The sequence below is a fragment of the Marinospirillum sp. genome (genome assembly GCF_035271045.1).
Taxonomy (GTDB): domain Bacteria; phylum Pseudomonadota; class Gammaproteobacteria; order Pseudomonadales; family Halomonadaceae; genus Marinospirillum.
Map to the genome: position 1 here is coordinate 1 of NZ_DATESC010000004.1, position 24,367 is coordinate 24,367.

Genomic DNA, 24,367 nt, shown 5'->3' on the forward strand with positions numbered 1-24,367 from the left:
AAACCTTGCAGTGCATTGCTGGTGAGTACGTCACAAGGCGCAAGCAGTTTAAAAAAGCACGATTAAACTGGCGCAAATCAGGCGGTGTACGCCGTTCGCTGGGTTGGATTCCCGTTAATACAGCTGCCGCACAGTGGAAAACCCGTTAAAACCAGAATGGCTAAGTCAGTGCTGGACGCTGGCTGGGGTCAATTAAAAACAATGTTGGACTATAAATGCGCTCACGCAGGTATTGTTTTTAAGGTAGTGAACGAAGCGTACACCACCCAAACCTGTTCGAATTGTGGCAACTTGCCCGAATCGAGGCCGAGAGGTATCGCAGGACTTGGAATAAGAGAATGGACGTGCAGTGCGTGTGGTGCCACGCACGACTGCCGTGATGTTAATGCGGCCAAGAACATTCTTGCGGTCGGGCATGGCCGTCTAGCAGTAGGAATCCCCGTCCTTTAGGGCAGGGAGGATGTCAATCGTTAAATAGGTTATTTAAGGCAATCTTTGTAGTAAATGCCACGGTAATCACGCCAGCCTTCTTTACCATTAGTATCGATATAATTTTTTACCATTCGACAGTAATCTTCGTCTCTATGCCCTTCACGCAACTCAGGAATATTGGTGTTAAATAGAAATTTATTAAAAAACAGATACATTAAAATTGCAAAAGCTAATATGAATAATATCGATGCAATCAGTGCAATGGATTTATTCTTTTCTTCATCAGAAGAATTGTCAGGCATAGTTAAACTCCATACTTAATTGTTAGGATCATTCATTATAAATCTAAAGCGGGTGTCGCTGGTTTTTTCTGCCAGCGTTTACTGGCTTGGTTAGCGCTACGAGCAAAGCTTAGATGGGTACTTTTTCGTATACCAGCTCGCCGTAATTTTAAAATTAAACGCGGACTTAACCCAATAAAAATAATCGTTTTACCGGCTAGTATTAGCTGATCAATCGCACTGTTTAACGAATCAATGGCGGTAATATCTAAGCTGGGTACTTGCTGCATATCGACAAAAACAGCATCAATGCCTGTTGCAACCTGTGATAAGCGCCCAAGTGCTTTTTCAGCAGCGCCAAAAAACAGTGGCCCAGCAATACGTACATAGGCTACACCTTTTGGTAGCTGCATATTTTGGTGTTCACGTTCACTTAATGTATAGGTTTGTGTCGCTTGTGCCATGCGTCCCATAAACAGTAACGAAGCCAGCACAATGCCCACGCTAACGGCCAGTACCATATCAAACATGACCGTTAAGCTAAAGCAAGTAGCTAACACCAGTAAATCACTGTTGGGTGCTGTTTTTATCATGCGAATAACATGATGTGCCTCGCTCATATTCCAAGCCACTATTAACAGCAAGCCAGCTAAAGCAGCCATAGGTAAGTAAGATAGCCAGTCAGAAAATATAAGAATGCTAGCTAATACCATCAACGCATGAAACAAAGCAGCAAAGGGCGAGCGACCACCTGCACGAATGTTTGCAGCGGTTCTAGCCAATGCGCCAGTAGCAGTGATACCACCAAAAAACGGTGCAACGATATTCCCCAAGCCTTGACCGACCAGCTCTGCATTGGGGTCATGCTTAGTGCCGGTTAATGAATCGCCCACCACAGCACACAGTAATGATTCGATTGCGCCCAGCATGGCAATGGTAAAAGCAGCAGGCAGCAGCGCACTAAACAATTCCCAACTAAAGCCGATGGCGTCACCTTGGGCATTGGGCATTAACCAAGGGAACAAAAATGAAGGTGCCACGGGTGGAATGCCACGCCCAGAAATTTCGTTAGCTGTGCCTTCATTCAGCATCCAAGTAAACTGATCGCCAAGCAAGGTTACTTCAAAACCACTGAACCAATGACCGCCCAACAGCGCTAAAGTTGTGCCTAACAACAAGGCGGGCAAATGCCCCGGTACAGGTGTTTTTAAGCGTGGCCAAACTATAAGAATGGCTAGGGTGACAGCGCCTACTAAAAAATCGCCCCAGCTAATTTGTCCAACCAAGCTGAAAAAATCCATCAGCTTTACAAAAAAATGGGCGGTATTATCCATTCCACTAAGCCCAAAAAAATCTTTAAGCTGTAGGCTGGCAATAACTAGAGCGATACCTGCTGTAAAGCCTAGGGTTACTGGTGCGGGAATAAATTGAATCAGTCGCCCCAGTCTTAATGCACCCATAGAAAGCTGTATAGCACCGGCCATTAAAGTAGCTAACAGCAAACCACCTAAACCGTACTGGCTAGTAACCGGTAATAAAATAACCACAAAAGCAGCGGTTGGACCACTAACAGAAAAGCGTGAACCGCCAGAAAGAGCAATTACTGCACCAGCGACTATAGCGGTATACAAACCATATTGTGGCGGCACGCCACTGGCAATTGCTAAAGCCATAGCCAGCGGCACAGCAATAATGCCTAGCGTAATACCTGCTAATAAATCAGCACGTAAATCCTGAAAGGTATAACCCTGTTTAAGAGTTTCTTTTAAAGCCGAAGCAAAGGGCAAGGCCATATAAAATCCTTCTTAAGTGATAAGAAATAAAAAAAGATACAGGCTGTTAGCTAGAAGTTGTATAACTTAAAGTGCTGGATCTATCCTTCCATTCAATGAAGCATTGCAACGAAACCAGCCAGCAATACTCATGCGGTCTGCATTTGTTGGCAGTACTTCATGGGGCAAGTCTTCAGATAAAAAACAGACAAGCGTACCGCTTTTAGGTGCTATATCCAACAATGGTTGTTGTGTCTTTGGATGATACAGCCGCATCTCACCTGCATCTTGTATTTGCCAAGCAGGATTTAAATAAAGCACGGTAGTTACTTTACGGTTGCTGCGGCCACGAAAGCTGTCAACGTGCTTTTTATAAAAAGCCCCGGATGGGTAAAGTGCATAATGGCTTTCGTACTCAAATAAACCTAAAAACAATTCACGGTTTAGGGTGTTTTTTAGTTCTTGCATTATGGCTAAGTAAGCTTGTTGTGCCAAGCTACTGCCATCTAGCCAGTGTGTATAATCACCACGTACGGCTTCATTTAGTAAACGGTTTTTACCTCGACCTATACCAGCGGGCGAAAGTAACGACTGTTCATGTAAGCATTGTAAGTCTTTTTGTAGTTGGGTGCATAACGCTTGTGACAAATAATTTTCTGCCACAAACCAGTGTTTTTCAACGAGATCATTAATTAAGCCAGTAAAGCAAATATTTGCCGGTACAGCAGGCATAACTAAATCGGGCATCACTAAGTCTGGGCTGAGAGGTGTTGATTGTGTTAAATCAATCGCTAATGCTAAAGGAATGTCAGACATTCTTGATTGCCTGCAAAATAATGTTGAGCTAGAGCGTAGCAGTAACTATGCTGACTGCCTATTTTAAACTCTTTTTTTAGGAGAGGGTTATACTTATGCTACAACTTGATCTGTCATGTCTGCCTTCTAAGCTACACACTATAACTCAGCAAAACTTCTCTCGCTTAAATGTTAACACCACACCAATACACTCAGTGGGTTTAGCCGAATTATTGGCGAGCAGTGATTATGCTGTTGAAATTTTAACAACGGATAGCGGCTTGTTAGCTAAGCTTGCTGAACAGCATTGGTTATGCACATCACTTAAACTGAACGATTATCAACGCTGGTGTCAAGACTATTTAACCAATGAGCAAGGTCAGCCACCGGCTGATGAAGTTAGTTTACAACGTTGTTTAAGATTATTTCGCCGTGCTGTGATGCTGCGTTTATTGTGGCGTGATGCTTATTTTAAAGATCAGCCAAACCAAGTTTGGCAAACGGCTGCTGAAGTTTCTATTTTAGCTGAAGTGACGACAGAAGCTGCACTTGCTTGGTTAGAAAACTTTTATGCTGAGGCTTGGGGTTTGCCTTATTCATCAGGTATTACAAAAGCTCAAATAGACGCCGGTGAAGTTAAGCCGTTACGCTTAATTGTACTAGGCATGGGTAAATTAGGTGCTGGCGAATTAAACCTTTCTTCTGACATTGATTTGATTTTTGCTTTTGAAGCGCAAGGTGAAACTTTAGGTGGTAAGCGTAGTTTTGATAATCAAGAGTATTTCACACGTTTAGGTCGCAAGCTGATTGCGCTGTTGGATAAAAATACCGCAGAGGGCTTTGTTTTTCGTGTGGATATGCGTTTACGTCCTTACGGTAATGCGGGCGCTTTAGTGTTTAGTTTTAATGCGTTGTTAGATTATTATCAGCAGCAAGGACGTGATTGGGAACGCTATGCAATGATAAAGGCACGCGTCATTGCTGGTGATAAGCAAGCCGGTAGCCTTTTATTAGATGAGCTGCGTCCTTTTGTTTATCGCCGTTATTTAGATTTTAGTGCCATTAATGCATTGCGTGCCATGAAAGCGATGATTAATAGTGAAGTGCGCCGTAAAAGCTTAGATAACAATATAAAGCTAGGTTCAGGTGGCATTCGTGAAATAGAGTTTATTACGCAAGTTTTTCAGTTGATTCGTGGTGGGCGAGATACTGAACTGCAAGAGCGCTCCATTAAAAAAGTTTTACCCGTTATTTCTGGTTTGGGCTTAATGCCGCTAGAAGCAAGTAATGAACTCTTGGCTGCTTATACTTTTTTACGCAATTTAGAGCACGCTTTACAAGGTTTAGCCGACAAGCAAACCCAAACTTTACCCGATAATGCGTTGGCGCAACTGCGTGTAGCTTGGCGTTGTGGTTTTGCCGATTGGCAAGCTTTGTATAGCAAGCTGCAAGCCGTTAAACAGCAAGTTCGCCAACATTTTGATGCCGTAATTGCTGACCCAGAAGAAGAGCAGCCAACGCCTTCAAACATTGATGAAGCGCTAATGTGTTTATGGCGTGATGAGACTGACCCAGCGCAAGCTTTGATTTCTTTACAGCAAGCCGGTTTTAAGCAAGCCGAAGCCAGCATGAAGTTATTAAGCGCCCTTTATTCAAGCCGTGCTGTGGCAAGTATGCAGGCAATAGGCAGAGAAAGATTGGATTTGCTTATGCCACAGTTGTTGATGGCGGTGGCAGCCACTAAAAATCCTGATGCAGCACTAGAAAGAACCTTGTGGTTAATTGAAGCTGTTTTGCGTCGTACCGCTTATCTTGTCTTGTTAACCGAAAATCCAGAAGCTTTGAATCAGCTAGTGACTATTTGTGCTGCAAGTCCTTGGTTGGCTGAGCAGCTTGCTAAAATGCCGATTTTGCTGGACGAATTACTTAGCCCAGAAACGCTTTATTCACCCGCTAAAAAGAGCCGTTTGCAAGATGAATTACGTCAGCAGCTAAGCCGTATTCCTGAAGATGATATGGAAGCCTTGATGGAGGCGTTACGTTATTTTCGCCATGCCAGTGTTTTGCGTGTGGCTGCTTGCGATCTAATTGCCAAACGCGATTTAATGAAGGTGAGTGATTATTTAACTTACATCGCTGAAGTGTTGTTAGAACAGGTTTTACACCAAACTTGGCGTGATTTAACCCAACGTTATGGTCGACCTTTTTTAAGTAATGGAAGTCTTGCTGATACCGGCTTTATTATTGTTGGCTACGGTAAATTGGGTGGCATCGAGTTAGGTTATGGTTCTGACTTAGATTTGGTGTTTATCCATGACGGGCATCCAAGTTTAGGCAGTGATGGTGAAAAATCATTAGACAGTGTGACTTGGTTTAGCCGTTTAGGGCAGCGAATTATTCATTTTTTAGCCACAGCAACACCCTCTGGTCAGCTTTATGATGTTGATATGCGCCTGCGCCCTTCAGGTAAATCTGGCTTGTTGGTGAGTAATTTAAAAGCCTTTGCCGATTATCAAAAAGTAAAAGCTTGGACTTGGGAGCATCAAGCTTTAGTTCGCGCGCGTGTTGTTTGTGGTGATCCGGAGTTAGCTGAACAATTTAACCAGTTGCGAGCGGCTATTCTTAGTCAGCCAAGGGATCTTAATAAGCTGCGTGAAGATGTGGTGACTATGCGTGAGAAAATGCAAACCAATCTAGGTTCAAAGCAGGCGAGCAGCGGGTTGTTTCATGTAAAGCAAGATTCGGGTGGTTTAGTTGATATTGAATTTATCGTTCAGTATTTAGTGTTGGCTTATAGCCATGCTCACCCCAAGCTTTATGAGTTTACCGACAATATGCGTATTCTGGATGCGTTAGCCGCCACAGGCGTATTGCCTAACGAGCAGGTAACAAGTCTACAAGACGCTTATTTGGTGTATCGTCAAACTACTCACCATGCTGCATTAGATAAAGCCGGTGCTTTTTTAGATGCCGCTCCTTGGGTTAAACACCGTCAGCGCGTTACTCAAATTTGGCAAGCGCTTTTTACTATCACGCCTTGAAGAGAAAAAGTTTTATGCCTCGTTTTAAACGCGCTAAGTTAGGTCGCCACCTAGTCATATTGCCTAGCAGCGCCGAAAAAGTATTGTTAGCACAAGCAACGTTAAATGATTTACGCAGCCAATATCCAAAACGTCCGTTAGATGTAATGACACCCATGAGCCTAACCAATCTTGTTCAGCGTTTCCCGCAGGTTGATGAATTGTGGAATATGCCCGAACCCAATATGAGCATAAAAGTATTTTGGAATGCCGGCATTGCTTTACAGGGTAAAGATTATGATCGCGCTTGGGTGTTGCCCGAACGTTTTAAGCCAGCGCTTATTCCTGCCCTAGCCAATATTCCTGAGCGCACTGGCTATCGTGGCTTATACCGCTATGCGTTATTAATGGATATTCGCCTAGCGCGTAAAGACTTACACCCACATTTAGTTGACCGTTATCGCGCCCTTGCTTGGGATATCGGTGTGCCTTTGCCTGATTATCAACCGATAAAACTGAAAGTAGATGAACAGCAGCAGCAAGCGCTGCTAAAAACCCATCAGCTCAATTTAGACAAGCCCATTTTAGTTTGGACTCCGGGAACGCAAGGTGTAGCAAGAACTAGCCTTAACGCTGCAGTTAATCATCAGCAGTTAGAAACGCAGCTATTACAAGCCATAGAGAAAGGCTGGCAAATTTGGTTATTTGCTTCACGCCATGAGCAGTTAGAAATTACTGACTTGTTAGCTAAAATGGATAAAATTATTCAAGAAACCGTTATCAATTTAGCAGGTTTATTAAGCTGGGATGAAGTCGTGGATTTAATGGCTTTAGCTAAAATACAGCTAGCGCAAGACAATGCTTTGGCTTTATTAGGTTTAAGTTGCGGCTTGCCGACTTACTTAATTGCTGCAGAAAAAATACCAACAAACCTAGGACAGGCAAGTGGTTTGGGTGCTAGCTGGTTGTTGGTTGACCAGTTAGCGGCTCATCTAATCCCTTGGTATTAAGCCTTGTAGGTATAAAAATTGGCTAATTTTCGGTAAAATAAATTGTTGTAAAATTACTAGCTCAATTCAAAACCTGTTTTTAAGCGTATAACTCTGGCGATAAGTGTGATCAAAAATTACACCAGTAGAGAGTTGTCGATCATGCAACTAAAGGAATCGGGGAATTCAATGACAACACCTAAAATTATTTATACTTTGACAGACGAAGCACCAGCACTAGCTACTTATTCATTGCTACCGGTTGTCAGTGCTTTTGCAAAAGCTGCCGGTATCGAAGTAGAAACCAGTGATATTTCGGTTGCTGCGCGTATTTTATCTACCTTTTCTGATTGTTTAAAAGAAGAGCAGCGTGTAGCGGATACCCTAGAACAACTCGGTGAGTTGGCAAAGCACCCAGATGCCAATATTATTAAACTGCCTAATATCAGCGCTTCTATTCCTCAATTAAAAGCAGCCATTAAAGAGTTGCAGTCACAAGGCTTTGATCTGCCTGACTATGTTGACGAGCCAAGCACGGAAGAAGACAAAGAAACCCACGCGCGTTATGCCAAAATTTTGGGCAGTGCAGTAAACCCAGTATTACGTCAGGGTAATTCTGACCGCCGTGCGCCACCTGCCGTAAAAGCGTTTGCCCGTAAATTTCCGCACTCTATGGGTAAATGGAGCAAAGCATCACGTTCACACGCTGACTATATGCGTGGCGGTGACTTTTTCTCTACTGAACAAGCCATCACGATGGAGCAAGCCGGTGATGTGCGTTTAGAGTTTGTTGGTCAAGATGGCAAGGTTGAAGTTAAAAAGACTTTACCTTTAGAGCAAGGCGAAGTGCTAGACGGTATGTGCATGAGTGCGCGTCAGCTAAGTAACTTCTTTGAGCGCACTTTACAAGAATGTAAAGAAGACGGCGTTATGTGGTCGCTGCACGTTAAAGCCACCATGATGAAAGTTTCTCACCCTATTGTGTTCGGTCACGCTGTTAAAACCTTTTTTAAAGAAGTGTTTGATAAGTACGGTGATTTGTTTGAAGAGTTAGGCGTTAACCCTAACAACGGTATGGCGAGCGTTTACGACAATATCAAAAGTTTACCGCAGTCTCAGCAAGAAGAAATTGAAGAAGCCATTCATGCTTGCTATGAACACCGTCCTGAAATGGCGATGGTAGATTCGGTTAAAGGCATCACCAACTTACACATTCCAAGTGATGTGATCGTTGATGCTTCTATGCCTGCAATGATTCGTAGCTCAGGTAAAATGTGGGGTCGTGACGGCAAGCTAAAAGATGTTAAAGCCGTTATGCCTGAGTCTACTTACGCTCGTATTTATCAAGAAATGATTAATTTCTGCCGTACTAATGGCGCATTTGATCCAACGACTATGGGTTCAGTGCCTAACGTCGGTCTAATGGCGATGAAAGCAGAAGAATACGGTTCACACGACAAAACATTTGAAATGAAAGCTGACGGTATCATGCGTGTTGTTAAGGCTGATGGTACGGTTCTTATGCAGCATGACGTTGAGAAAGGCGACATTTGGCGTGCCTGTCAAACCAAAGATGCCGCTGTTCGTGACTGGGTTAAATTAGCTGTTAACCGTGCTCGCCAATCAGAAACAACCGCTATTTTTTGGCTAGATGCTGAGCGTGCTCACGACAATGAGCTACGCAAAAAAGTAGTCGCTTACCTAAAAGATCACGATACTGCTGGTTTAGACATTCGTGTTATGGGTTACAACCGCGCGATTCGTACCACTATGGAGCGTTTAGTGCGTGGTAAAGACACTATCTCTGTAACGGGTAACGTATTGCGCGACTACTTAACCGACTTGTTCCCCATTATGGAACTAGGTACTTCAGCTAAAATGCTGTCGATTGTTCCTATGTTGGCAGGCGGCGGTATGTACGAAACAGGCGCAGGCGGTTCAGCACCTAAGCACGTACAGCAAGTATTAGAAGAAAACCACTTGCGTTGGGATTCGCTTGGCGAATTCTTAGCCATTGCGGTTTCTTTAGAAGAGCTAGGCATGAAGAACGACAATAAAACGGCTAAAGTTTTAGGTCAGGCACTAGATAAAGCCACGGGTACTTTGTTAGAAAATAACAAATCGCCTTCACGTAAAGTGGGCGAGCTAGATAACCGTGGTAGCCATTTCTACCTAACCCTTTACTGGGCACAAGAATTGGCAGCACAAACAGATGACACAGCACTAGCGGCTAAGTTTGCGCCTTTAGCTAAAACCCTAGCAGAAAAAGAAACGCAAATTCTTGAAGAGCTAAGTAAAGTACAAGGTCAACCTGTTGATCTAGGTGGCTACTACCGTTTAGATCAAGCTAAAGTCAATGCGGTTATGCGTCCTAGTATGACCTTTAATCAAGCTTTAGACAGCGTTAAATAATTCATTTGGCTGGTATTAACCGCCGTTTAAATTAAAGTAGTACACAACCCGAAGCTTTTAAAGGCTTCGGGTTTTTTATTGAGTAGTTGACTACTTTACTAGGAATTAAAAAAGCACTAAAATGCTAAGCTATAAAAAGCAGCGTGTTATGCAAGTCATCCACCCGTTATTAGCTTCGGTTACTCTTGCCTAATTGGCGTAGATTCAGCTAATTAAGCCACCTTGGGCATAAATACACGCCCTAAATTTACACTCAGTTAGTTAATTTACTCAATTAATTAATTGTTTATAAAAAACAAAATTTGATGATGCCCGGAGACCTACATGGCAAATGAAGAAATGGAACAGCTGGTTCGCACTGACTATAAGCAAGGCTTTGTAACCGATATTGAAAGTGACACTCTTGCGCCTGGGTTGAGCGAAGCTGTTGTTCGTTATATCTCAGCCAAGAAAAAAGAACCTCAATGGTTGCTTGATTGGCGTTTAGAAGCTTTTGCACTGTGGAAAAAAATGCACGACCCACAAGCTTGGGCGAATATTGCTTATCCAGAAATCGATTATCAAGCCATTTCCTATTATTCTGCACCGGGTGCCAAAGATAAAAATGCGCCTAAAAGCCTTGACGAAGTAGACCCGAAACTACTAGAAACCTTTGAAAAACTGGGCATTCCTTTGCATGAACGTGCTGCTTTAGCCGGTGTTAAAGGCGTTGCAGTAGATGCGGTTTTTGACTCGGTTTCTGTGGGTACAACCTTTAAAAAAGAACTGGCCGAAGCCGGTGTTATTTTCAGTTCTATTTCTGAAGCCGTTCAAGAGTACCCAGAATTGGTGCGTCAATACTTGGGCAGCGTTGTTCCACAAACCGACAATTATTATGCGGCACTTAATTCAGCAGTATTTACCGATGGTTCTTTTGTCTTTGTTCCTAAAGGTGTTACCTGCCCGATGGAACTTTCTACTTACTTTCGTATTAATGCTGCTAACACAGGGCAATTTGAACGCACGCTGATTATTTGTGAAGAGGGCGCTCAGGTTAGCTACTTAGAAGGCTGTACAGCACCGATGCGTGATGAAAACCAATTGCACGCAGCCGTAGTAGAATTAGTTGCCTTAGATGATGCTTACATTAAGTATTCAACAGTACAAAACTGGTATCCAGGCGATGAAGAAGGCAAAGGTGGTATTTATAACTTTGTGACTAAGCGTGGTGATTGCCGTGGTGATCGCTCTAAAATTACTTGGACACAAGTTGAAACAGGTTCAGCCATCACGTGGAAGTACCCTAGCTGTGTGTTGCGCGGTAAGGATTCGGTAGGTGAATTTTACTCTGTTGCTGTCACCAATAATTATCAGCAAGCGGATACTGGCACTAAAATGATTCATATTGGCGAAGGCAGCCGTTCAACGATTGTTTCTAAAGGCATTTCAGCGGGGCATTCTAATCAGTCTTACCGTGGTCTAGTAAAAATCTTACCCAGTGCTAAAAATGCCCGTAACTTTACGCAGTGTGACTCTTTATTGTTAGGTGATAAGTGCGGTGCACACACTTTTCCTTATCAAGAAATTCGCAACGCAACAGCGCAAATAGAACACGAAGCCACCACTTCAAAAATTGGTGAAGATCAGTTGTTTTATTGTATGCAGCGTGGCATTTCTGAAGAAGATGCAGTCAACATGATTGTGAATGGTTTTTGTAAAGACGTTTTCCAAGAGTTGCCGATGGAGTTTGCGGTTGAAGCCGAAGCTTTATTAAATGTTACTTTAGAAGGTGCTGTTGGCTAGAAAAAATGCTGTGGGTTAACAAGATCGCCACTAAGTTAAAGAATTTATAGATTATAACGAGACTATTAAGATGATTGAGATTAAAGACTTACACGCCCAAGTAGAAGGTAACCCCATTCTTAAAGGTTTAAACCTAACGATTAAGTCTGGCGAAGTCCATGCCATTATGGGGCCAAATGGTGCGGGTAAATCAACCCTTTCTGCGGTATTGGCAGGCCGTGATAATTATGAAGTCACCAGGGGTTCGGTTACTTTCTTAGGCAAAAATTTATTTGAAATGAGCGTTGAAGAACGTGCTTGTGCGGGTTTGATGTTGGCATTTCAATACCCTGTTGAAATTCCCGGTGTGAAAAATGTTTACCTTTTAAAAGCTGCGTTAAATGCGCAACGTAAAGCCCGTGGCGAGCCAGAAATGGAAGCACCTGCGTTTATGAAATTGGTGCGTGAAAAACTACAGTTTATGAAAATAGACAATAGTTTTTTACACCGCGCTGTGAATGAAGGTTTTTCAGGCGGCGAAAAAAAGCGTAATGAAATTTTACAAATGTTAATCCTAGAACCTAAATTAATCTTATTAGATGAAATTGATTCGGGTTTAGATATTGATGCTTTAAAAATTGTTGCTGAGGGTGTTAATTCGTTGCGTGATGCCAACCGTAGCTTTTTAATGATTACCCATTACCAGCGTTTACTCGATTACATCGAGCCAGATTTCGTTCACGTATTAAGTGACGGTCAAATCATTAAAAGTGGCGATAAATCCTTAGCCCTTAAACTAGAAGAACAGGGTTACGATTGGGTGTTGGAGGAAACTGCATGAATGCGTATGTAAAAACCTTCACGGCATTTAACGGAGATGCTGAAAGCAGTTGGTTAAAAAGTCAACGCATTGCCGCTTTTGCGCGTTTTGAGCATTTAGGCTTTCCAACGCCAGCGGTGGAACAATGGAAATATACCGACACCAAAGCCTTAGCCAAACAAGTATTTAAGCTAGCTGAAAGCTATGATGAAGCGGCTGCTCAAGCGCTGTTTGCAAGCAAAGGCTTAAAACTGGATGCTTATTATCTTGTGCTTGTTGACGGCGTGTTAAGCCCCGCGCTGTCTAATCTTGAGGCTATGCAAGAAGCGGTGGTGATAGAGCCGTTATCGCAAGCCTTAGCAACGGAACTAGAGCTAACGTGCGGCATGATGGGACGTTTAGCCGGTATTGATGTGGATGTCTTTACGGCGCTGAACTTTGCTTTTGTTAGCGAAGGTGCGGTGATTCGGATAGGCAATCATCAAAAGCTCAATAAACCGTTGGTGATTACCTATTTGTCTACGGCTAATGCTGCTGATGAAACAGCGGTGATGTCGCACCCACGCATTTTAATTGCGGCTGGTGCGAACAGTGAGCTGCAACTGATAGAACACTTTATTGGTGCTGATGATGCAAAAAATTTCACCAACCGTGTGGTTGAAGGCATTTTGGAACGCAACGCTAAAATTGAACACACTCTATTGCAGCAACCAAGCGATAAAGAGTGGTGGGTTGGGCGCATTCAAATGGAACAAAAACGCGATAGCCGTTATACCTTTCACCACATGAATTTGGGTGGTAAGTTGGTACGTGATGACTTGGTGTGTGATTTGAATGGCAAAGGCGCAGAAGCTCACTTTTCTGGCCTGTTATTGGGTCGTAATCGCCAGCACTTAGATATTCATACTTTGGTTAATCACAATGCACCATTAACGCATAGCTATGAAACCTATAAAACCATTTTAAATGACCGTGCTCGGGGTGTATTTAATAGCCTAGTGGTGGTTAAAAAAGACAGTCAAAAAATAAGTGCTGTACAAAATAACGCTAACTTACTGCTTAGCGATCAGGCAGAAATAGATGCTAAGCCAGAGCTAATTATTTTTGCTGATGACGTAAAATGTTCACATGGTGCAACAACGGGTCAGCTAGATATGGATGCCTTGTTCTATTTAATGGCGCGTGGTGTCGATGAACAGCAAGCCCGTGGCTTGTTAACCTTGGCTTTTGCGAATGAAGTGGTTGATACCTTGTTAATTCCAGCCATTTATAACCTAGTAGAAACTGCCGTTGCTGGGCAATTGCCACATAAAATTGAGTTGGAATTAATGCAATGAAGCAGCCAGCCTATGACCTAGCCAGTTTAAGAAAGGAGTTTCCAATTCTTGCCCGTGAAGTGAATGGCAAGCCTTTGGTGTATTTAGACAACGCTGCGACCAGTCAAAAGCCTTTAGCCGTTATTCAGGCGATGGATGATTATTACCGTCATACCAATGCTAATATTCACCGTGGCTTGCATACGCTGTCACAAGAAGCAACTGATGCCCACGAGCTGGCGCGAGAAAAGGTGCAAGGCTTTATTAATGCCGCTTCCAGTAAAGAAGTTATTTTTACGCGAGGTACGACCGAAAGCATTAATCTAGTCGCGCAAAGTTGGGGTCGAGCCAATTTAAAAGCGGGCGATCAAGTCATGCTGTCGATGATGGAACACCACGCCAATATCGTGCCTTGGCAAATGCTGCGTGAACAGTTAGGCATTGAGTTAGTTATTATTCCCATTTTGGCTAACGGCAGTTTAGATATGGACGCTTTTTTCCAACTGTTAACGCCCAAGGTTAAATTTCTAGCCATTACTCAAGTCTCTAATGCTTTAGGAACGGTGACATCGTTGGCAGCGATTATTCCAATGGCTAAAGCGCTTGGCATTCCTGTGTTGGTGGACGGTGCTCAAGCCATTCCTCACCAAGCCATAGACGTACAAGCCTTGGATGCTGATTTTTATGTTTTTTCAGCCCATAAAATGTACGGGCCGACTGGCATAGGTGTGCTCTATGGTAAAGAAGCTTTGCTAGAAGCCATGCCGCCTTGGCAAGGTGGTGGTGATATGATTGATGTGGTGACTTTTGAAAAAACCACCTATGCAAAATTACCGCATAAATTTGAAGCCGGTACGCCAGCCATTGCCGATGCGATTGGCTTGGGGGCAGCGGTTGATTGGATGCAGCGTGTGGGTGCTGATGCGATTGGTGCTTGGGAGCATGAATTACTGGTTTATGCGACTGCACAAATGAAAGCTCAGCTATCGGGATTGCGTATTTTGGGTGAAGCGCCCAACAAGGTAGGGGTTATCTCTTTTGTGCTAGACGGCGCTCATGCCCAAGACATAGGTTTATTAACCGATCAGCTAGGCGTTGCGCTGCGTACAGGTCATCATTGTGCTATGCCGGTTTTACACCACCTAGGCGTTGATGCAACGGCTAGGGTTTCTTTTGCGGCTTACAACACGCTAGAAGAAGTCGATGTGTTTGTGGCTGCACTTAAACGCGTTAGAGAAATGCTGATCTAGTCAGTTGGAGACGTTATGAGTCAAGCTAAGGTATGAGTCAAATTAAAAAAGGCGATAAGCTAAATTTACTGCGTGAAACTGAAGTGATTTCTGTACCTTTTGGGCTAACCATTAGTTTACCAGAAGGTGAATCTATAGAAATAATGCAGGCTAAAGGCAGTACGGTTAGTGTTGGTTATCAAGGCCGTTTGTATATGGTTGAAGGCATTAATCTTGATGCTTTAGGTATGAAAAGTATTAAGCGTGAAGTTTTGGCAAAGGGTGCTAGTAACCAGCAAATTTTAGACTTTGCTTGGGCACAATTACGCACTTGTTTTGATCCTGAAATTCCAGTCAATATTGTTGAGCTAGGTTTAGTTTATGGTATGAAAGTGATTGATTTAATCGACGGTCGTAAAATGCTTAACATTCAAATGACTTTAACTGCGCCCGGTTGTGGTATGGGTGAAGTAATAGCAGCTGATGCAAGGCGTAAAATTTTAGGTGCTGAAGACCTGAATTCTGTTAATACAGACATTGTGTTTAGCCCACCTTGGTCACGAGAAATGATGTCAGAAGATGCCCAGCTAGAGCTGGGTATGTTCTGATAATTCAAAGTGTTGTTGAGCAAACTAGATATTAAATTGGTTTGTTTCCGTCTTTAAAGTTTGTGCTAGATTGGTTAGTAGCGCTGAAGCTGAAGCAGTATCACGTGCATGATTGGTCACATCACGAATACCGTCATTTAGCTGATTTAAGGTTAGGTTTAACTCAGAAATCACCGCACTTTGTTCTTCAGTTGCACTGGCAATTTGCTGGTTAAGCTCTAAAATCTCATGAGTAGAGTCAGCGGTTTGGTTAAAACGCCGTGTCGATTCCCGCGAGCTTTCAGTTCCCTCTGCTGCAAAAGTGCTGCATTGCTGCATTTTTTTTAGGGCTTGCTGTGCTGCATGACGGAAACTCTCAATTTTCTCACGAATGCTGCCTGCCGCTTGTTGTGAGTTACCCGCTAAAGACCTAACTTCATCAGCAACGACGGCAAAGCCGCGGCCGTGTTCACCCGCCCGTGCTGCCTCAATAGCGGCATTTAAAGCTAACAAGTTAGTTTGTTCAGCAATGCTACTAATGATGCTTAAAACCTGATCGATTTCTTGGGTGCGACTGTTTAATTCAGAAACTATATTGGCAGTTGCAACGACTTCTTGTTCAAGTTGGTCAATGGTTTTTTGACTGGCGCTTACTTGGTCACGACCTGCATTGGTTTGTTGTACGGCTGTTTCAGCACGTTCAGAAGCCCACACCGTATTTTGTGCGACTTCGTGAATAGCGCTATTCATTTCTTCCAATGCAGCAACCAGTTGCGTAGTAATGGATGCTTGGTGGCTAGATTCACTTAGTAGCATTTGACTGTTCTGATCTAATTGCTCAGAAGCAGCAAATAGCTCTTCTGTTGAGCCGCTGATTTTAGAAACCAGCCCTTGAAAACTATCCATCATGGCATTTAATGCTTGGCCTGTAATGGCTACTTCATCTTGCCCTGTTACTGTCGCTCTTAGTTGTAAATTGCCGGTTTGCTGAATTTTTTGCACAACATCTTTAATGTGCTGCAAAGGCTTAATAACAATGCTTTGACTAAACACCCACGCTAGCGCCATACCAATAATCAGTGCCGCAATAGACATAAGGCTTAGTAGCCACTGAAGTAAATTTAAGCGTTCAAATACTTCACTGTTTTTAGCCGTAACACCCAATACCCAGCCTGTATTTTCAATGGGTGCAAAGCCTATCAAGTAATCTTGCTGATCTGCATCCACGTTTAAATTAACAGTCCCCTTGCGTTGATCTAAGAGTGTCTTAAAAGTAGCTATATTCTCTGGGCTACCATTTTCAAGCATATTGTGTTGATTAAGTATTCTTTCACGATCACGCCCAGCAATAAGAATACCTTTTTCATTAATAACAAAAGCAAAGCCACTCTTTCCAAAACCCAAGTCGTCAGTAATAGTGCTTAATAAACTCGCATCCATTCTGGCAATTAATACGGCCTTAACTTTTTTGGTGGCCTTGTCTTGAATCGGTGTTGCCAACATAATAACCGGCTTATTAATAACACGACTAATAATAACGTCAGACATATTGGTTTGGTTTTCAAAGGCTTTAATAATATAGCTGCGATTACCTAAATCAGCTGTATTACCACCAGGGTAGTGGGCAATACCTGCCGCATTAACCCAGCCTAATCCTAAATAACCAAGGCGTTGCGTTGCTTCCCCTAAATAGCTTAAAGAATCATCAGAAAGCGCTTGTAATAAAGGTTGTTCGGCGAGTTCAGAAAGGGTGGCTAGCTGAGTGTTAATGCGGCTACGCACGGTATCACTCGCACCAACAGCAATATTACTTAGCGCCTGCTCAACTTGCTCGTTAACCGCCAGTGTAGACTGATAAAGTGCGGTTAAACCTAAACTGCCAGAAGCTAAAAGCAAGACAATAAAAAACACCAGCATTAAACGTTGGCTGATGTTTCTAAAGGGTAAAGACATTGCCATTTGAAATCCTCTCAATCTTGCATCCATTAAATATGGGGTTAACAGCCACTAGCCAAGAAAGGAGTGGCTGTTATTGTTATTTTCTAGCTAGCTCTTCTTGTAGTTGATCTATAAAGGTTACTACCTGATGACCAGCATCTTCCATAGCTTCAAGTGCTGCCACTAGCGTTTCCATATCGCCTCTTGCACCGGCTTCTAAAGCTTGGTTGCCGTATTCGTGTACTGCTTTATGAGGGCTATTAAGGTCTCGAAAACTATTTAACTGTTTATAGTTCTTGGCACCATAACCTTCAAAATACCATTTACCTAAGCGACAAGCCGTATGATCACCTGCGCATTCATTAAAGCGACCTTCACTAATTCTTTGGTAAATACCTGCTTTCCAGACTGCATGGTCTAGTTTAACAGTATTTAAAAAAGCATTGGTGGTGGTTTCGTGAATAACGCTTTGCATGTGATTAGAGCTTTGAATAACTTGATCAACAATGTTATTAATTTGTACGGAAGAACTAGAAACGTCTTCGGCACCCACTTGGCTAATATCGACTAAATTGCGAATGCTTTCAATTTGGCGAATAATTTCTGCAATCAGCTTTTCTATTTCGCCACTGGCTGAACTTGCTTTACCAGCCAATTGACGCACTTCATCGGCAACCACGGCAAAACCACGACCATGTTCGCCCGCCCGCGCCGCTTCAATGGCTGCGTTAAGTGCTAGAAGATTGGTTTGATCTGAAACTTCTTGAATGCTACTGATTAGACGACCAATGTTTTGTGCGGTTGCCTCTAGTGTACGAGCACTCGTTGAACTTTGTTCAGCTTGCTGGCTGATAATTTGTGCTCTACGATCTAATTGCTCAACCGCAGCGCGAGTCTGGTTAAAAATTTCATCAAGCAGTTTTAAGGCTTTGCGTTCACCGCGTAGAACATCAGTATCCCTTGCTAAACCATCACGCACAGCGTTTAACATGGCGCTGCCACGTTGATTTACCTGTTGAATTTTTTCCATCTGATCGCAATGGCTAGCCTTGGTATGAATGTCTTCACGTAAACGTTTGATTTCTTGTTGTAGCTGCTGCACTTCTTGCTGGTGCTGGTTTTGAGCCAATTCTAATTTTTCACGTAACTGTAAGTTTTCTTTTTTCAGCGCATGACCAAAAATCATTTTTATCTCCTTTTTAAACTATGGTAACACGCAGCTATTTTTTGTAATAGTTAGTAGTGGTGCGTCTTATATGCCTATATCTTATATTTTTAGATGTTGAAAAAATTAGTATGTAACTTGTTGTAGTATTTTGTTATTTGCTTTGGTTGACCTGACTTTTAATACTAAGTCTGTTCTAATGTTGGTTTTTTTGATTTCAGCAAGAGATCCTGCATGAATACCAGTCAATCTAATGAATCGTCTAGCGGTCCACGCAAAATATTACATAAATATAACACTGAATACACCTTGTTGGGTACAGCGCACGTTTCTAAAGCCAGCGCTGATGAGGTGCGTCAATTAATTCAAAGTGGCGAATTTGATGCCGTTGCTATTGAGTTATGTCCTGCCCGTTTCGCGTCTTTAAAAGACCCTGATGCGTTAGCAAAGCTTGATCTTTTTCAAGTGATTAAACAGGGTAAAGCAGGCATGGTTGCTGCGAATTTGGCTTTGGGTTCTTTCCAGCAACGGGTGGCCGAAGAGTCGGGTATCGCGCCGGGTGCAGAAATGCAAGCCGCTATAGAAGAAGCTGATAAGTATAATTTACCCTTATTAGTGATTGACCGCGATGTAGGCATTACCCTTAAACGGGTTTATCGCAGCGTACCTTGGTGGCAAAGAGCTGGCTTAATTATGGGCTTGTTTACCAGTTTATTTTCCAAAGAAAAGGTGTCCGCTGCGGAAATAGAAAAGTTAAAAGAAGGCGATATACTAGAAGCAACCTTTAGCGAATTTGCGGCTGAATCAGCGCAGATGTATCAAACCCTTGTTGCTGAACGGGATCATTATATGGCGCTTAGGTTGGCGCAAGACAATGGTGACAGCCAGTATAAAAAAGTATTGGTGGTTATTGGTGCTGGGCATTTAAAAGGTTTAAGTGAAAACTTGAACGGTCATTTACCTGAGAATCCAACCGAACAGCTCGCCATTTTAAATAGCCTTCCTGACGGTAATAAGTGGTTAAAATTTGTACCTTGGCTCATTGTTGCCTTGATTTTATCGGGTTTTGTGATTGGTTTTAGCCGTGATACTGGGCTAGGCACACAAATGGTGATTGACTGGGTATTGATTAACGGTGGCCTTAGTGCATTAGGTGTATTGATTGCTGGTGGGCATCCGCTAACCATTTTAACGGCTTTTGTAGCAGCCCCGCTAACATCACTTAACCCAACCATAGGCGCAGGCTTTGTGGCTGCTGCGGCAGAGTTGTATTTCCGCAAGCCAAAAGTAGCCGATTTTTCAACCTTAAGACAAGATACGGCTAACCTAAAAGGCTGGTGGAAAAACCGCGTTTCACGCACTTTATTAGTGTTTATTTTAGCAACCTTGGGTTCAGCAATAGGTACTTATGTGGGCGGCTTTCATATTTATGACCAACTCACCAAAATACTGTAATTCACTTTCAAGAGAAAAAAATGCTTTTATCGGTTAAACAAAACTGGTTTTCTAACGTGCGTGGGGATATGTTGGCTGGGGTTGTTGTTGCCTTAGCATTAGTGCCCGAGTCTATCGCTTTTTCTATTATTGCAGGGGTTGATCCTAAAGTTGGGTTATATGCCTCTTTTTGTATTGCGGTAGTGATTGCTTTTACGGGTGGTCGCCCCGGTATGATTTCTGCTGCAACGGGTGCTATGGCATTGCTAATGGTGACGCTGGTAAAAGAGCATGGTTTGGAGTATTTGCTGGCGGCAACGGTTTTAACAGGTGTGTTGCAAATTATTGCAGGCTATTTAAAGTTGGGTAGCCTAATGCGTTTTGTATCACGCTCGGTCATTACTGGTTTTGTAAACTCGCTTGCTATTTTAATTTTTATGGCGCAACTGCCTGAATTAACCAATGTTACTTGGCACGTTTATGCCATGACTTTGGCCGGTTTAGGCATTATTTATTTGTTTCCTTATGTGCCAGTAATTGGCAAATTATTGCCTTCAGCCTTAGTGTGTATTTTAACGTTAACTGCCATTGCGCTTTATTGGGGAATGGATATACGCACAGTCGGCGATATGGGTGATTTGCCTGATACTTTGCCTATTTTTTTATGGCCTAATGTGCCGTTTACTTTAGACACACTGATAATTATTTTTCCCTACTCGGTGATGTTAATGGCTGTGGGTTTATTGGAGTCTATGTTAACAGCAACCATTGTTGATGATATGACCGATACCAAAAGCGATAAGAATCGTGAATGTAAAGGGCAAGGTGTTGCTAATTTGGTCGCGGGTGGCTTTGGTGGGATGGCGGGTTGCGCCATGATTGGTCAGTCAGTTATTAATATTAAATCAGGTGGTCGCACGCGCCTTTCAACCTTAACAGCAGGTTTAGTGCTGCTTATTCTGGTGGTTTTTTTATCCGACTTTTTGTCTATTATTCCTATGGCTGCTTTGGTTGCGGTGATGATTATGGTCTCTATTGGCACCTTTAGTTGGAAGTCAATTATCGATATTAAAAAACATCCACTTTCTACTAATATAGTTATGTTGACCACTGTTGTTGTGGTTGTATTCAGCCATAATTTAGCATTGGGTGTATTTATTGGTGTGCTGTTAGCTGCGATGTTCTTTGCTAATAAAGTAGGGCATTACATGGTCGTTAATAAAGACGAACTAGGCGATGGTACAAGGGTTTATACCATATTGGGTCAGGTATTCTTTGCTTCATCCAATAAGTTTATTGAATCATTTGATTTAAAAGAAACGGTTGAAAAAGTGGTTATTGATTTAACTGCTGCTCATTTTTGGGACATTACCGCGGTTGAATCGTTAGATAGAGTCGTTATTAAGCTACGTGAGCAGGGTGCTGATGTTGAACTTTTAGGTTTAAATGAAGCTAGCGCCACCATTGTTGATCGCTTTGGTACACATGATGACGCTAAATATTTGGCTAAAGTGCTGGTCAAAAATTAACCAGTAGCAATTTCTTTATCGGCTTCTCTAAGTAGGTGCTTGGCTAATCCTATGCCTGTTTCTGAAAAGGTTTGATGCGTATAGTTAGCACCTGCTGCATTAATGGCTTCGGCATCTTCAGTAAAAGAACTATGGCTAATAATCACGCCAGTAAAGCCGTTGGCTCTTAATTTAGTTGCAGCTATAATTTTAGCTTCTACATCATTGGCGGTAAGTAGTACGTACTTTAAATGAGGTGCTTGTAATTGTTGCCACAGCATTTGGTCTTCTGCATCTGCAAATACTGCGTTAAAGCCATCGGTGATTAGCTTTTCAACTTTTATTGGATCTGAATCGATTCCTACTATTGAAAGTCCTTTATTTTCAAGGTACAGATAAGCCGCTGTGCCAGTGCGACCTAAGCCAATAATTAAAACGTCTTCTTTTATAATTAATGGTTGCTCGTCTGGGTGAAAGCCTTTTCTTTCAAACGGAACAAGGTGTTTAGACAGTTTTTCATACAAAGGCTGTGCTACGCGGTATAAAGGTGCAGAAATTAAGAATGACAGACTAACGGCTAACGCTAAAGGAACTAACCATTCCGGCAAAAGTAAGCTAGCAACAATTAAGCCGAATTCACTGAAATTGGTCAGGCTTAAACCGGTTAAAAAAGCACTGCGTGCCCGCAATTTAAAAGCTAACAGCAAGAAGAAGAATAAAATACCTTTAATGGGTAGTAATAGTGTTACTACTAGCGCAAAAATAATGGCATTGCTGTCAGGTAAGCCGCCAATACCAATTTGTAAAAAGAAACCGATTAAGAAAACTTCTTTAATGCTCCACAAAGCTTTAGACAATTCATGTGAACGCGGGTGATTGGCTAGTAATGCACCAAAGGCTAAAGCACCCAATTCAGAACTTAGGCCTACGCTTTCAAAACCAAAACCACCGATGACCAAGGCAAGCAATAAACCTAGTAATACCAGTAGTTCGTCTTGGCCACTAAAATCTAATAGTTTATAAAAAATAGGTCTTAATAAAGGAATACCAAAGACAACCAATGCCCACATGGATGGTGTGCTGCCGCTGGCTAGGCTCATTACAAATAAAGCAATTAAATCTTGTATTACTAATATACCGATAGCAACACGGCCATGAAACGCTCGTAATTCTCGCTTACCTTCCAATACTTTAGCCGCCAGCACTGTACTAGAAAATGACAGCGCAACGGCTAGCATTAGTGCAGTGTAAGCACTAACATCTATAAAATAGAAAATACCGGGTGCGAAAATAGCACAAGAAATAATAAAATGAATAAGCCCACCACCCACTACTTCGGGCTGTGCTAGGCTTTTAATTTTTAGTTTTAAACCTACTGTAAAAAGTAATAATAAAACCCCTAAATGGGCAAGGTGTTGCAATGCAGTAGTACTTTCTGCAGGTAAACCAATGAATTGGCTAGAGGCTGAAATTGCAAAGCCTGCAGCAAGATAGCCAATTAAAGGCGGTAAACCCAAGGTTTTTACAGCCGCTCCTAGGCCAAATGCAAAAATAATCCACACAGCTTCAGTCATTATATAAGTCCGTCATAACTTTAAAAAAAGAGGATGAATTAAGTCAGCTTGAACAGGGTAAATCAAGCAATAACGTTAAAAAAGTATTGCTGACTTTAATATGAATATACCACTTAAATATCCGCCAGTTGAATTACCAAGGCTTTAAGCCTGATAAGGGTATTTATAAAATCGCGTAAGACCTCGTACTTTTAGTGCGAGGATGGATAGCGAGGGTTGCTTCTGCAACCCTACTGGGGTTTTGTCTGCTGCTCTATGTATTGACGAATCACTGCAATAGGCGCACCGCCTACGCTGCCAGCATAGTAGCTAGGACTCCATAATGCGTTCTTCATGTAGGCAGGTTTAATTAACTCAGGGTGCATTTGCTTAAGTCGGCGGCTTGCTACGCCTTTCAAGCTATTCACCAAGCGTGATGCAGAAACCTTGGGAGGAAAGTTTACTAGAAGGTGTACGTGGTCAGCTTCGCCGTTAAATTCAACCAATTCTGCCTCAAAACTTACGCACACACCGCTAAAAATACTTTCAAGCGATTTTAGGTGTTGACTACTGAACACGGCACCTCGGTACTTAGTAATAAAGACCAAGTGAGCATGAAGCTCAAAAACACAGTGTCTACCTGTTCTATATTGGTTGTTTTTAATCATAGACTAACTATATTTGAAGGTATGAAAAACACCAAAATATTAAAAGTCCGAGTACGCGATAAGCATAAAGCTTTGCTTAATAGCATGGCTAGGAATGTTAATTTCGTCTGGAACTACGTTAATGAATTAAGTCAGCGCTCCATTAAAGAGCGTGGTGTGTTTTTGTCTGCCTATGATATGCACCCTTACACCAAAGGTGCTGGTAAAGAACTGGAGCTGCACAGCCAAACCTTGCAGTGCATAGCCGGTGAATACGTCACAAGGCGTAAGCAGTTTAAAAAAGCCCGATTAAGCTGGCGCAGGTCAGGCGGTGTACGCCGTTCGCTGGGTTGGATTCCCGTTAATACAGCTGCGGCACAGTGGAAAAATGGTCAGGTTTTCCACAACGGCCACTATTTTAAAGTGTGGGATAGCTACGGTTTGAGCCAATACAAATTCCGCTCTGGTAGCTTTAATGAAGATACCCGTGGTCGCTGGTATTTTAATGTGGTGGTGGATGTCGAGGCTGAGATACCCAAAGGCCAAGACAGCATCGGCATTGACTTGGGCTTAACGGACATTGCCACCTGTTCGGATGGCACAAAGCTGGAAGCGGGGCGCTTCTACCGAGGTCTTGAGGTAAAATTAGCCACAGCACAACGGGCTAGAAACAAAACCCAAGTCAAAACCCTTCACGCAAAAATAGCC

General features: G+C 42.6%; 18 protein-coding genes and 2 pseudogenes. 12 read left to right on the forward strand and 8 right to left on the reverse strand.

Features of this window, described 5'->3' with window-relative positions; all coding sequences use genetic code 11:
• The first annotated feature begins 156 nt into the window (after positions 1–156).
• Complete coding sequence (locus tag VJY63_RS02400) at positions 157–450, forward strand: transposase (RefSeq protein WP_324048140.1); 294 nt, start codon at positions 157–159, stop codon at positions 448–450.
• A gap of 29 nt (positions 451–479) precedes the next feature.
• Here VJY63_RS02400 and VJY63_RS02405 read toward each other — a convergent pair whose 3' ends face one another.
• The 3 genes from VJY63_RS02405 to VJY63_RS02415 all read right to left on the reverse strand — a co-directional run bounded on the left by VJY63_RS02405 (position 480) and on the right by VJY63_RS02415 (position 3,301).
• Entirely contained in the window at positions 480–734 is a 255-nt protein-coding gene (locus VJY63_RS02405) for a hypothetical protein (protein ID WP_324048141.1), read from the reverse strand.
• 35 nt (positions 735–769) lie between these two features.
• The gene (gene dauA, locus VJY63_RS02410; protein WP_324048142.1) at positions 770–2,506 is read right to left on the reverse strand and encodes a C4-dicarboxylic acid transporter DauA; all 1,737 of its coding nucleotides are present in this window, start codon (positions 2,504–2,506) and stop codon (positions 770–772) included.
• A 66-nt stretch (positions 2,507–2,572) separates the two neighbouring features.
• Positions 2,573–3,301: a 2OG-Fe(II) oxygenase gene (locus VJY63_RS02415; RefSeq protein ID WP_324048143.1), complete on the reverse strand. Its 729-nt coding sequence runs from the start codon at positions 3,299–3,301 to the stop codon at positions 2,573–2,575.
• Positions 3,302–3,396: 95 nt separating this feature from the next.
• Between VJY63_RS02415 and glnE the strand changes: the two genes are divergently transcribed.
• The 8 genes from glnE (at position 3,397) to sufT (ending at position 15,435) form a co-directional block, all read left to right on the forward strand.
• Entirely contained in the window at positions 3,397–6,321 is a 2,925-nt protein-coding gene (gene glnE, locus VJY63_RS02420) for a bifunctional [glutamate--ammonia ligase]-adenylyl-L-tyrosine phosphorylase/[glutamate--ammonia-ligase] adenylyltransferase (RefSeq protein WP_324048144.1), read from the forward strand.
• A 14-nt stretch (positions 6,322–6,335) separates the two neighbouring features.
• A complete protein-coding gene (waaF, locus tag VJY63_RS02425) occupies positions 6,336–7,310 on the forward strand; it encodes a lipopolysaccharide heptosyltransferase II (protein ID WP_324048145.1) in 975 nt (324 codons plus the stop codon).
• A gap of 168 nt (positions 7,311–7,478) precedes the next feature.
• Positions 7,479–9,701 carry an NADP-dependent isocitrate dehydrogenase gene (locus VJY63_RS02430; RefSeq protein ID WP_324048146.1) on the forward strand — a complete coding sequence of 741 codons (2,223 nt, stop codon included), beginning with the start codon at positions 7,479–7,481 and terminating at the stop codon, positions 9,699–9,701.
• Between the two features lie 324 nt (positions 9,702–10,025).
• Positions 10,026–11,483 carry a Fe-S cluster assembly protein SufB gene (sufB, locus tag VJY63_RS02435; protein ID WP_324048147.1) on the forward strand — a complete coding sequence of 486 codons (1,458 nt, stop codon included), beginning with the start codon at positions 10,026–10,028 and terminating at the stop codon, positions 11,481–11,483.
• 70 nt (positions 11,484–11,553) lie between these two features.
• Positions 11,554–12,303, forward strand: coding sequence for a Fe-S cluster assembly ATPase SufC (sufC, locus tag VJY63_RS02440; RefSeq protein WP_324048148.1), 750 nt, complete (start codon positions 11,554–11,556; stop codon positions 12,301–12,303).
• Positions 12,300–13,619, forward strand: coding sequence for a Fe-S cluster assembly protein SufD (gene sufD / locus VJY63_RS02445; RefSeq protein ID WP_324048149.1), 1,320 nt, complete (start codon positions 12,300–12,302; stop codon positions 13,617–13,619). The genes sufC and sufD overlap by 4 nt, the downstream gene beginning before the upstream one ends.
• Positions 13,616–14,848, forward strand: a complete 1,233-nt coding sequence (locus tag VJY63_RS02450; RefSeq protein WP_324048150.1) for a cysteine desulfurase — start codon at positions 13,616–13,618, stop codon at positions 14,846–14,848. The genes sufD and VJY63_RS02450 overlap by 4 nt, the downstream gene beginning before the upstream one ends.
• A 32-nt stretch (positions 14,849–14,880) precedes the next feature.
• Positions 14,881–15,435 carry a putative Fe-S cluster assembly protein SufT gene (gene sufT / locus VJY63_RS02455; protein WP_324048151.1) on the forward strand — a complete coding sequence of 185 codons (555 nt, stop codon included), beginning with the start codon at positions 14,881–14,883 and terminating at the stop codon, positions 15,433–15,435.
• A gap of 24 nt (positions 15,436–15,459) precedes the next feature.
• Here the strand turns inward: sufT and VJY63_RS02460 are convergent, their stop codons facing one another.
• The 3 genes and pseudogenes from VJY63_RS02460 to VJY63_RS11850 form a co-directional block, all read right to left on the reverse strand.
• Positions 15,460–17,373, reverse strand: coding sequence for a methyl-accepting chemotaxis protein (locus VJY63_RS02460; protein ID WP_324048152.1), 1,914 nt, complete (start codon positions 17,371–17,373; stop codon positions 15,460–15,462).
• A gap of 76 nt (positions 17,374–17,449) precedes the next feature.
• Positions 17,450–17,827, reverse strand: coding sequence for a CZB domain-containing protein (locus VJY63_RS11845; RefSeq protein ID WP_414674802.1), 378 nt, complete (start codon positions 17,825–17,827; stop codon positions 17,450–17,452).
• Between the two features lie 39 nt (positions 17,828–17,866).
• Positions 17,867–18,538, reverse strand: a pseudogene (locus VJY63_RS11850) (methyl-accepting chemotaxis protein); the annotation flags it as partial.
• Positions 18,539–18,751: 213 nt separating this feature from the next.
• Between VJY63_RS11850 and VJY63_RS02470 the strand changes: the two are divergent.
• Positions 18,752–19,972: a TraB/GumN family protein gene (locus VJY63_RS02470; RefSeq protein WP_324048154.1), complete on the forward strand. Its 1,221-nt coding sequence runs from the start codon at positions 18,752–18,754 to the stop codon at positions 19,970–19,972.
• 20 nt (positions 19,973–19,992) lie between these two features.
• Entirely contained in the window at positions 19,993–21,480 is a 1,488-nt protein-coding gene (locus VJY63_RS02475) for a SulP family inorganic anion transporter (protein ID WP_324048155.1), read from the forward strand.
• Here the strand turns inward: VJY63_RS02475 and VJY63_RS02480 are convergent.
• Together VJY63_RS02480 and tnpA are read right to left on the reverse strand one after the other, a co-directional pair.
• Positions 21,477–23,033 carry a cation:proton antiporter family protein gene (locus VJY63_RS02480; protein WP_324048156.1) on the reverse strand — a complete coding sequence of 519 codons (1,557 nt, stop codon included), beginning with the start codon at positions 23,031–23,033 and terminating at the stop codon, positions 21,477–21,479. The genes VJY63_RS02475 and VJY63_RS02480 overlap by 4 nt on opposite strands.
• A gap of 230 nt (positions 23,034–23,263) precedes the next feature.
• On the reverse strand, positions 23,264–23,680 hold the full coding sequence (tnpA, locus tag VJY63_RS02485; RefSeq protein ID WP_324048157.1) for an IS200/IS605 family transposase: 417 nt from the start codon (positions 23,678–23,680) through the stop codon (positions 23,264–23,266).
• A gap of 21 nt (positions 23,681–23,701) precedes the next feature.
• Here tnpA and VJY63_RS02490 point away from each other — a divergent pair.
• Positions 23,702–24,367: pseudogene (locus VJY63_RS02490) on the forward strand (RNA-guided endonuclease TnpB family protein); the annotation flags it as partial.

Coding starts and splice junctions, on each gene's coding strand:
- VJY63_RS02400 (WP_324048140.1), top strand. CDS start 157: ATGGCTAAGTCAGTGCTGGACGCTGGCTGGGGTCAATTAAAAACAATG.
- VJY63_RS02405 (WP_324048141.1), bottom strand. CDS start 734: ATGCCTGACAATTCTTCTGATGAAGAAAAGAATAAATCCATTGCACTG.
- dauA (WP_324048142.1), bottom strand. CDS start 2,506: ATGGCCTTGCCCTTTGCTTCGGCTTTAAAAGAAACTCTTAAACAGGGT.
- VJY63_RS02415 (WP_324048143.1), bottom strand. CDS start 3,301: ATGTCTGACATTCCTTTAGCATTAGCGATTGATTTAACACAATCAACA.
- glnE (WP_324048144.1), top strand. CDS start 3,397: ATGCTACAACTTGATCTGTCATGTCTGCCTTCTAAGCTACACACTATA.
- waaF (WP_324048145.1), top strand. CDS start 6,336: ATGCCTCGTTTTAAACGCGCTAAGTTAGGTCGCCACCTAGTCATATTG.
- VJY63_RS02430 (WP_324048146.1), top strand. CDS start 7,479: ATGACAACACCTAAAATTATTTATACTTTGACAGACGAAGCACCAGCA.
- sufB (WP_324048147.1), top strand. CDS start 10,026: ATGGCAAATGAAGAAATGGAACAGCTGGTTCGCACTGACTATAAGCAA.
- sufC (WP_324048148.1), top strand. CDS start 11,554: ATGATTGAGATTAAAGACTTACACGCCCAAGTAGAAGGTAACCCCATT.
- sufD (WP_324048149.1), top strand. CDS start 12,300: ATGAATGCGTATGTAAAAACCTTCACGGCATTTAACGGAGATGCTGAA.
- VJY63_RS02450 (WP_324048150.1), top strand. CDS start 13,616: ATGAAGCAGCCAGCCTATGACCTAGCCAGTTTAAGAAAGGAGTTTCCA.
- sufT (WP_324048151.1), top strand. CDS start 14,881: ATGAGTCAAATTAAAAAAGGCGATAAGCTAAATTTACTGCGTGAAACT.
- VJY63_RS02460 (WP_324048152.1), bottom strand. CDS start 17,373: ATGGCAATGTCTTTACCCTTTAGAAACATCAGCCAACGTTTAATGCTG.
- VJY63_RS11845 (WP_414674802.1), bottom strand. CDS start 17,827: ATGCAAAGCGTTATTCACGAAACCACCACCAATGCTTTTTTAAATACT.
- VJY63_RS02470 (WP_324048154.1), top strand. CDS start 18,752: ATGAATACCAGTCAATCTAATGAATCGTCTAGCGGTCCACGCAAAATA.
- VJY63_RS02475 (WP_324048155.1), top strand. CDS start 19,993: ATGCTTTTATCGGTTAAACAAAACTGGTTTTCTAACGTGCGTGGGGAT.
- VJY63_RS02480 (WP_324048156.1), bottom strand. CDS start 23,033: ATGACTGAAGCTGTGTGGATTATTTTTGCATTTGGCCTAGGAGCGGCT.
- tnpA (WP_324048157.1), bottom strand. CDS start 23,680: ATGATTAAAAACAACCAATATAGAACAGGTAGACACTGTGTTTTTGAG.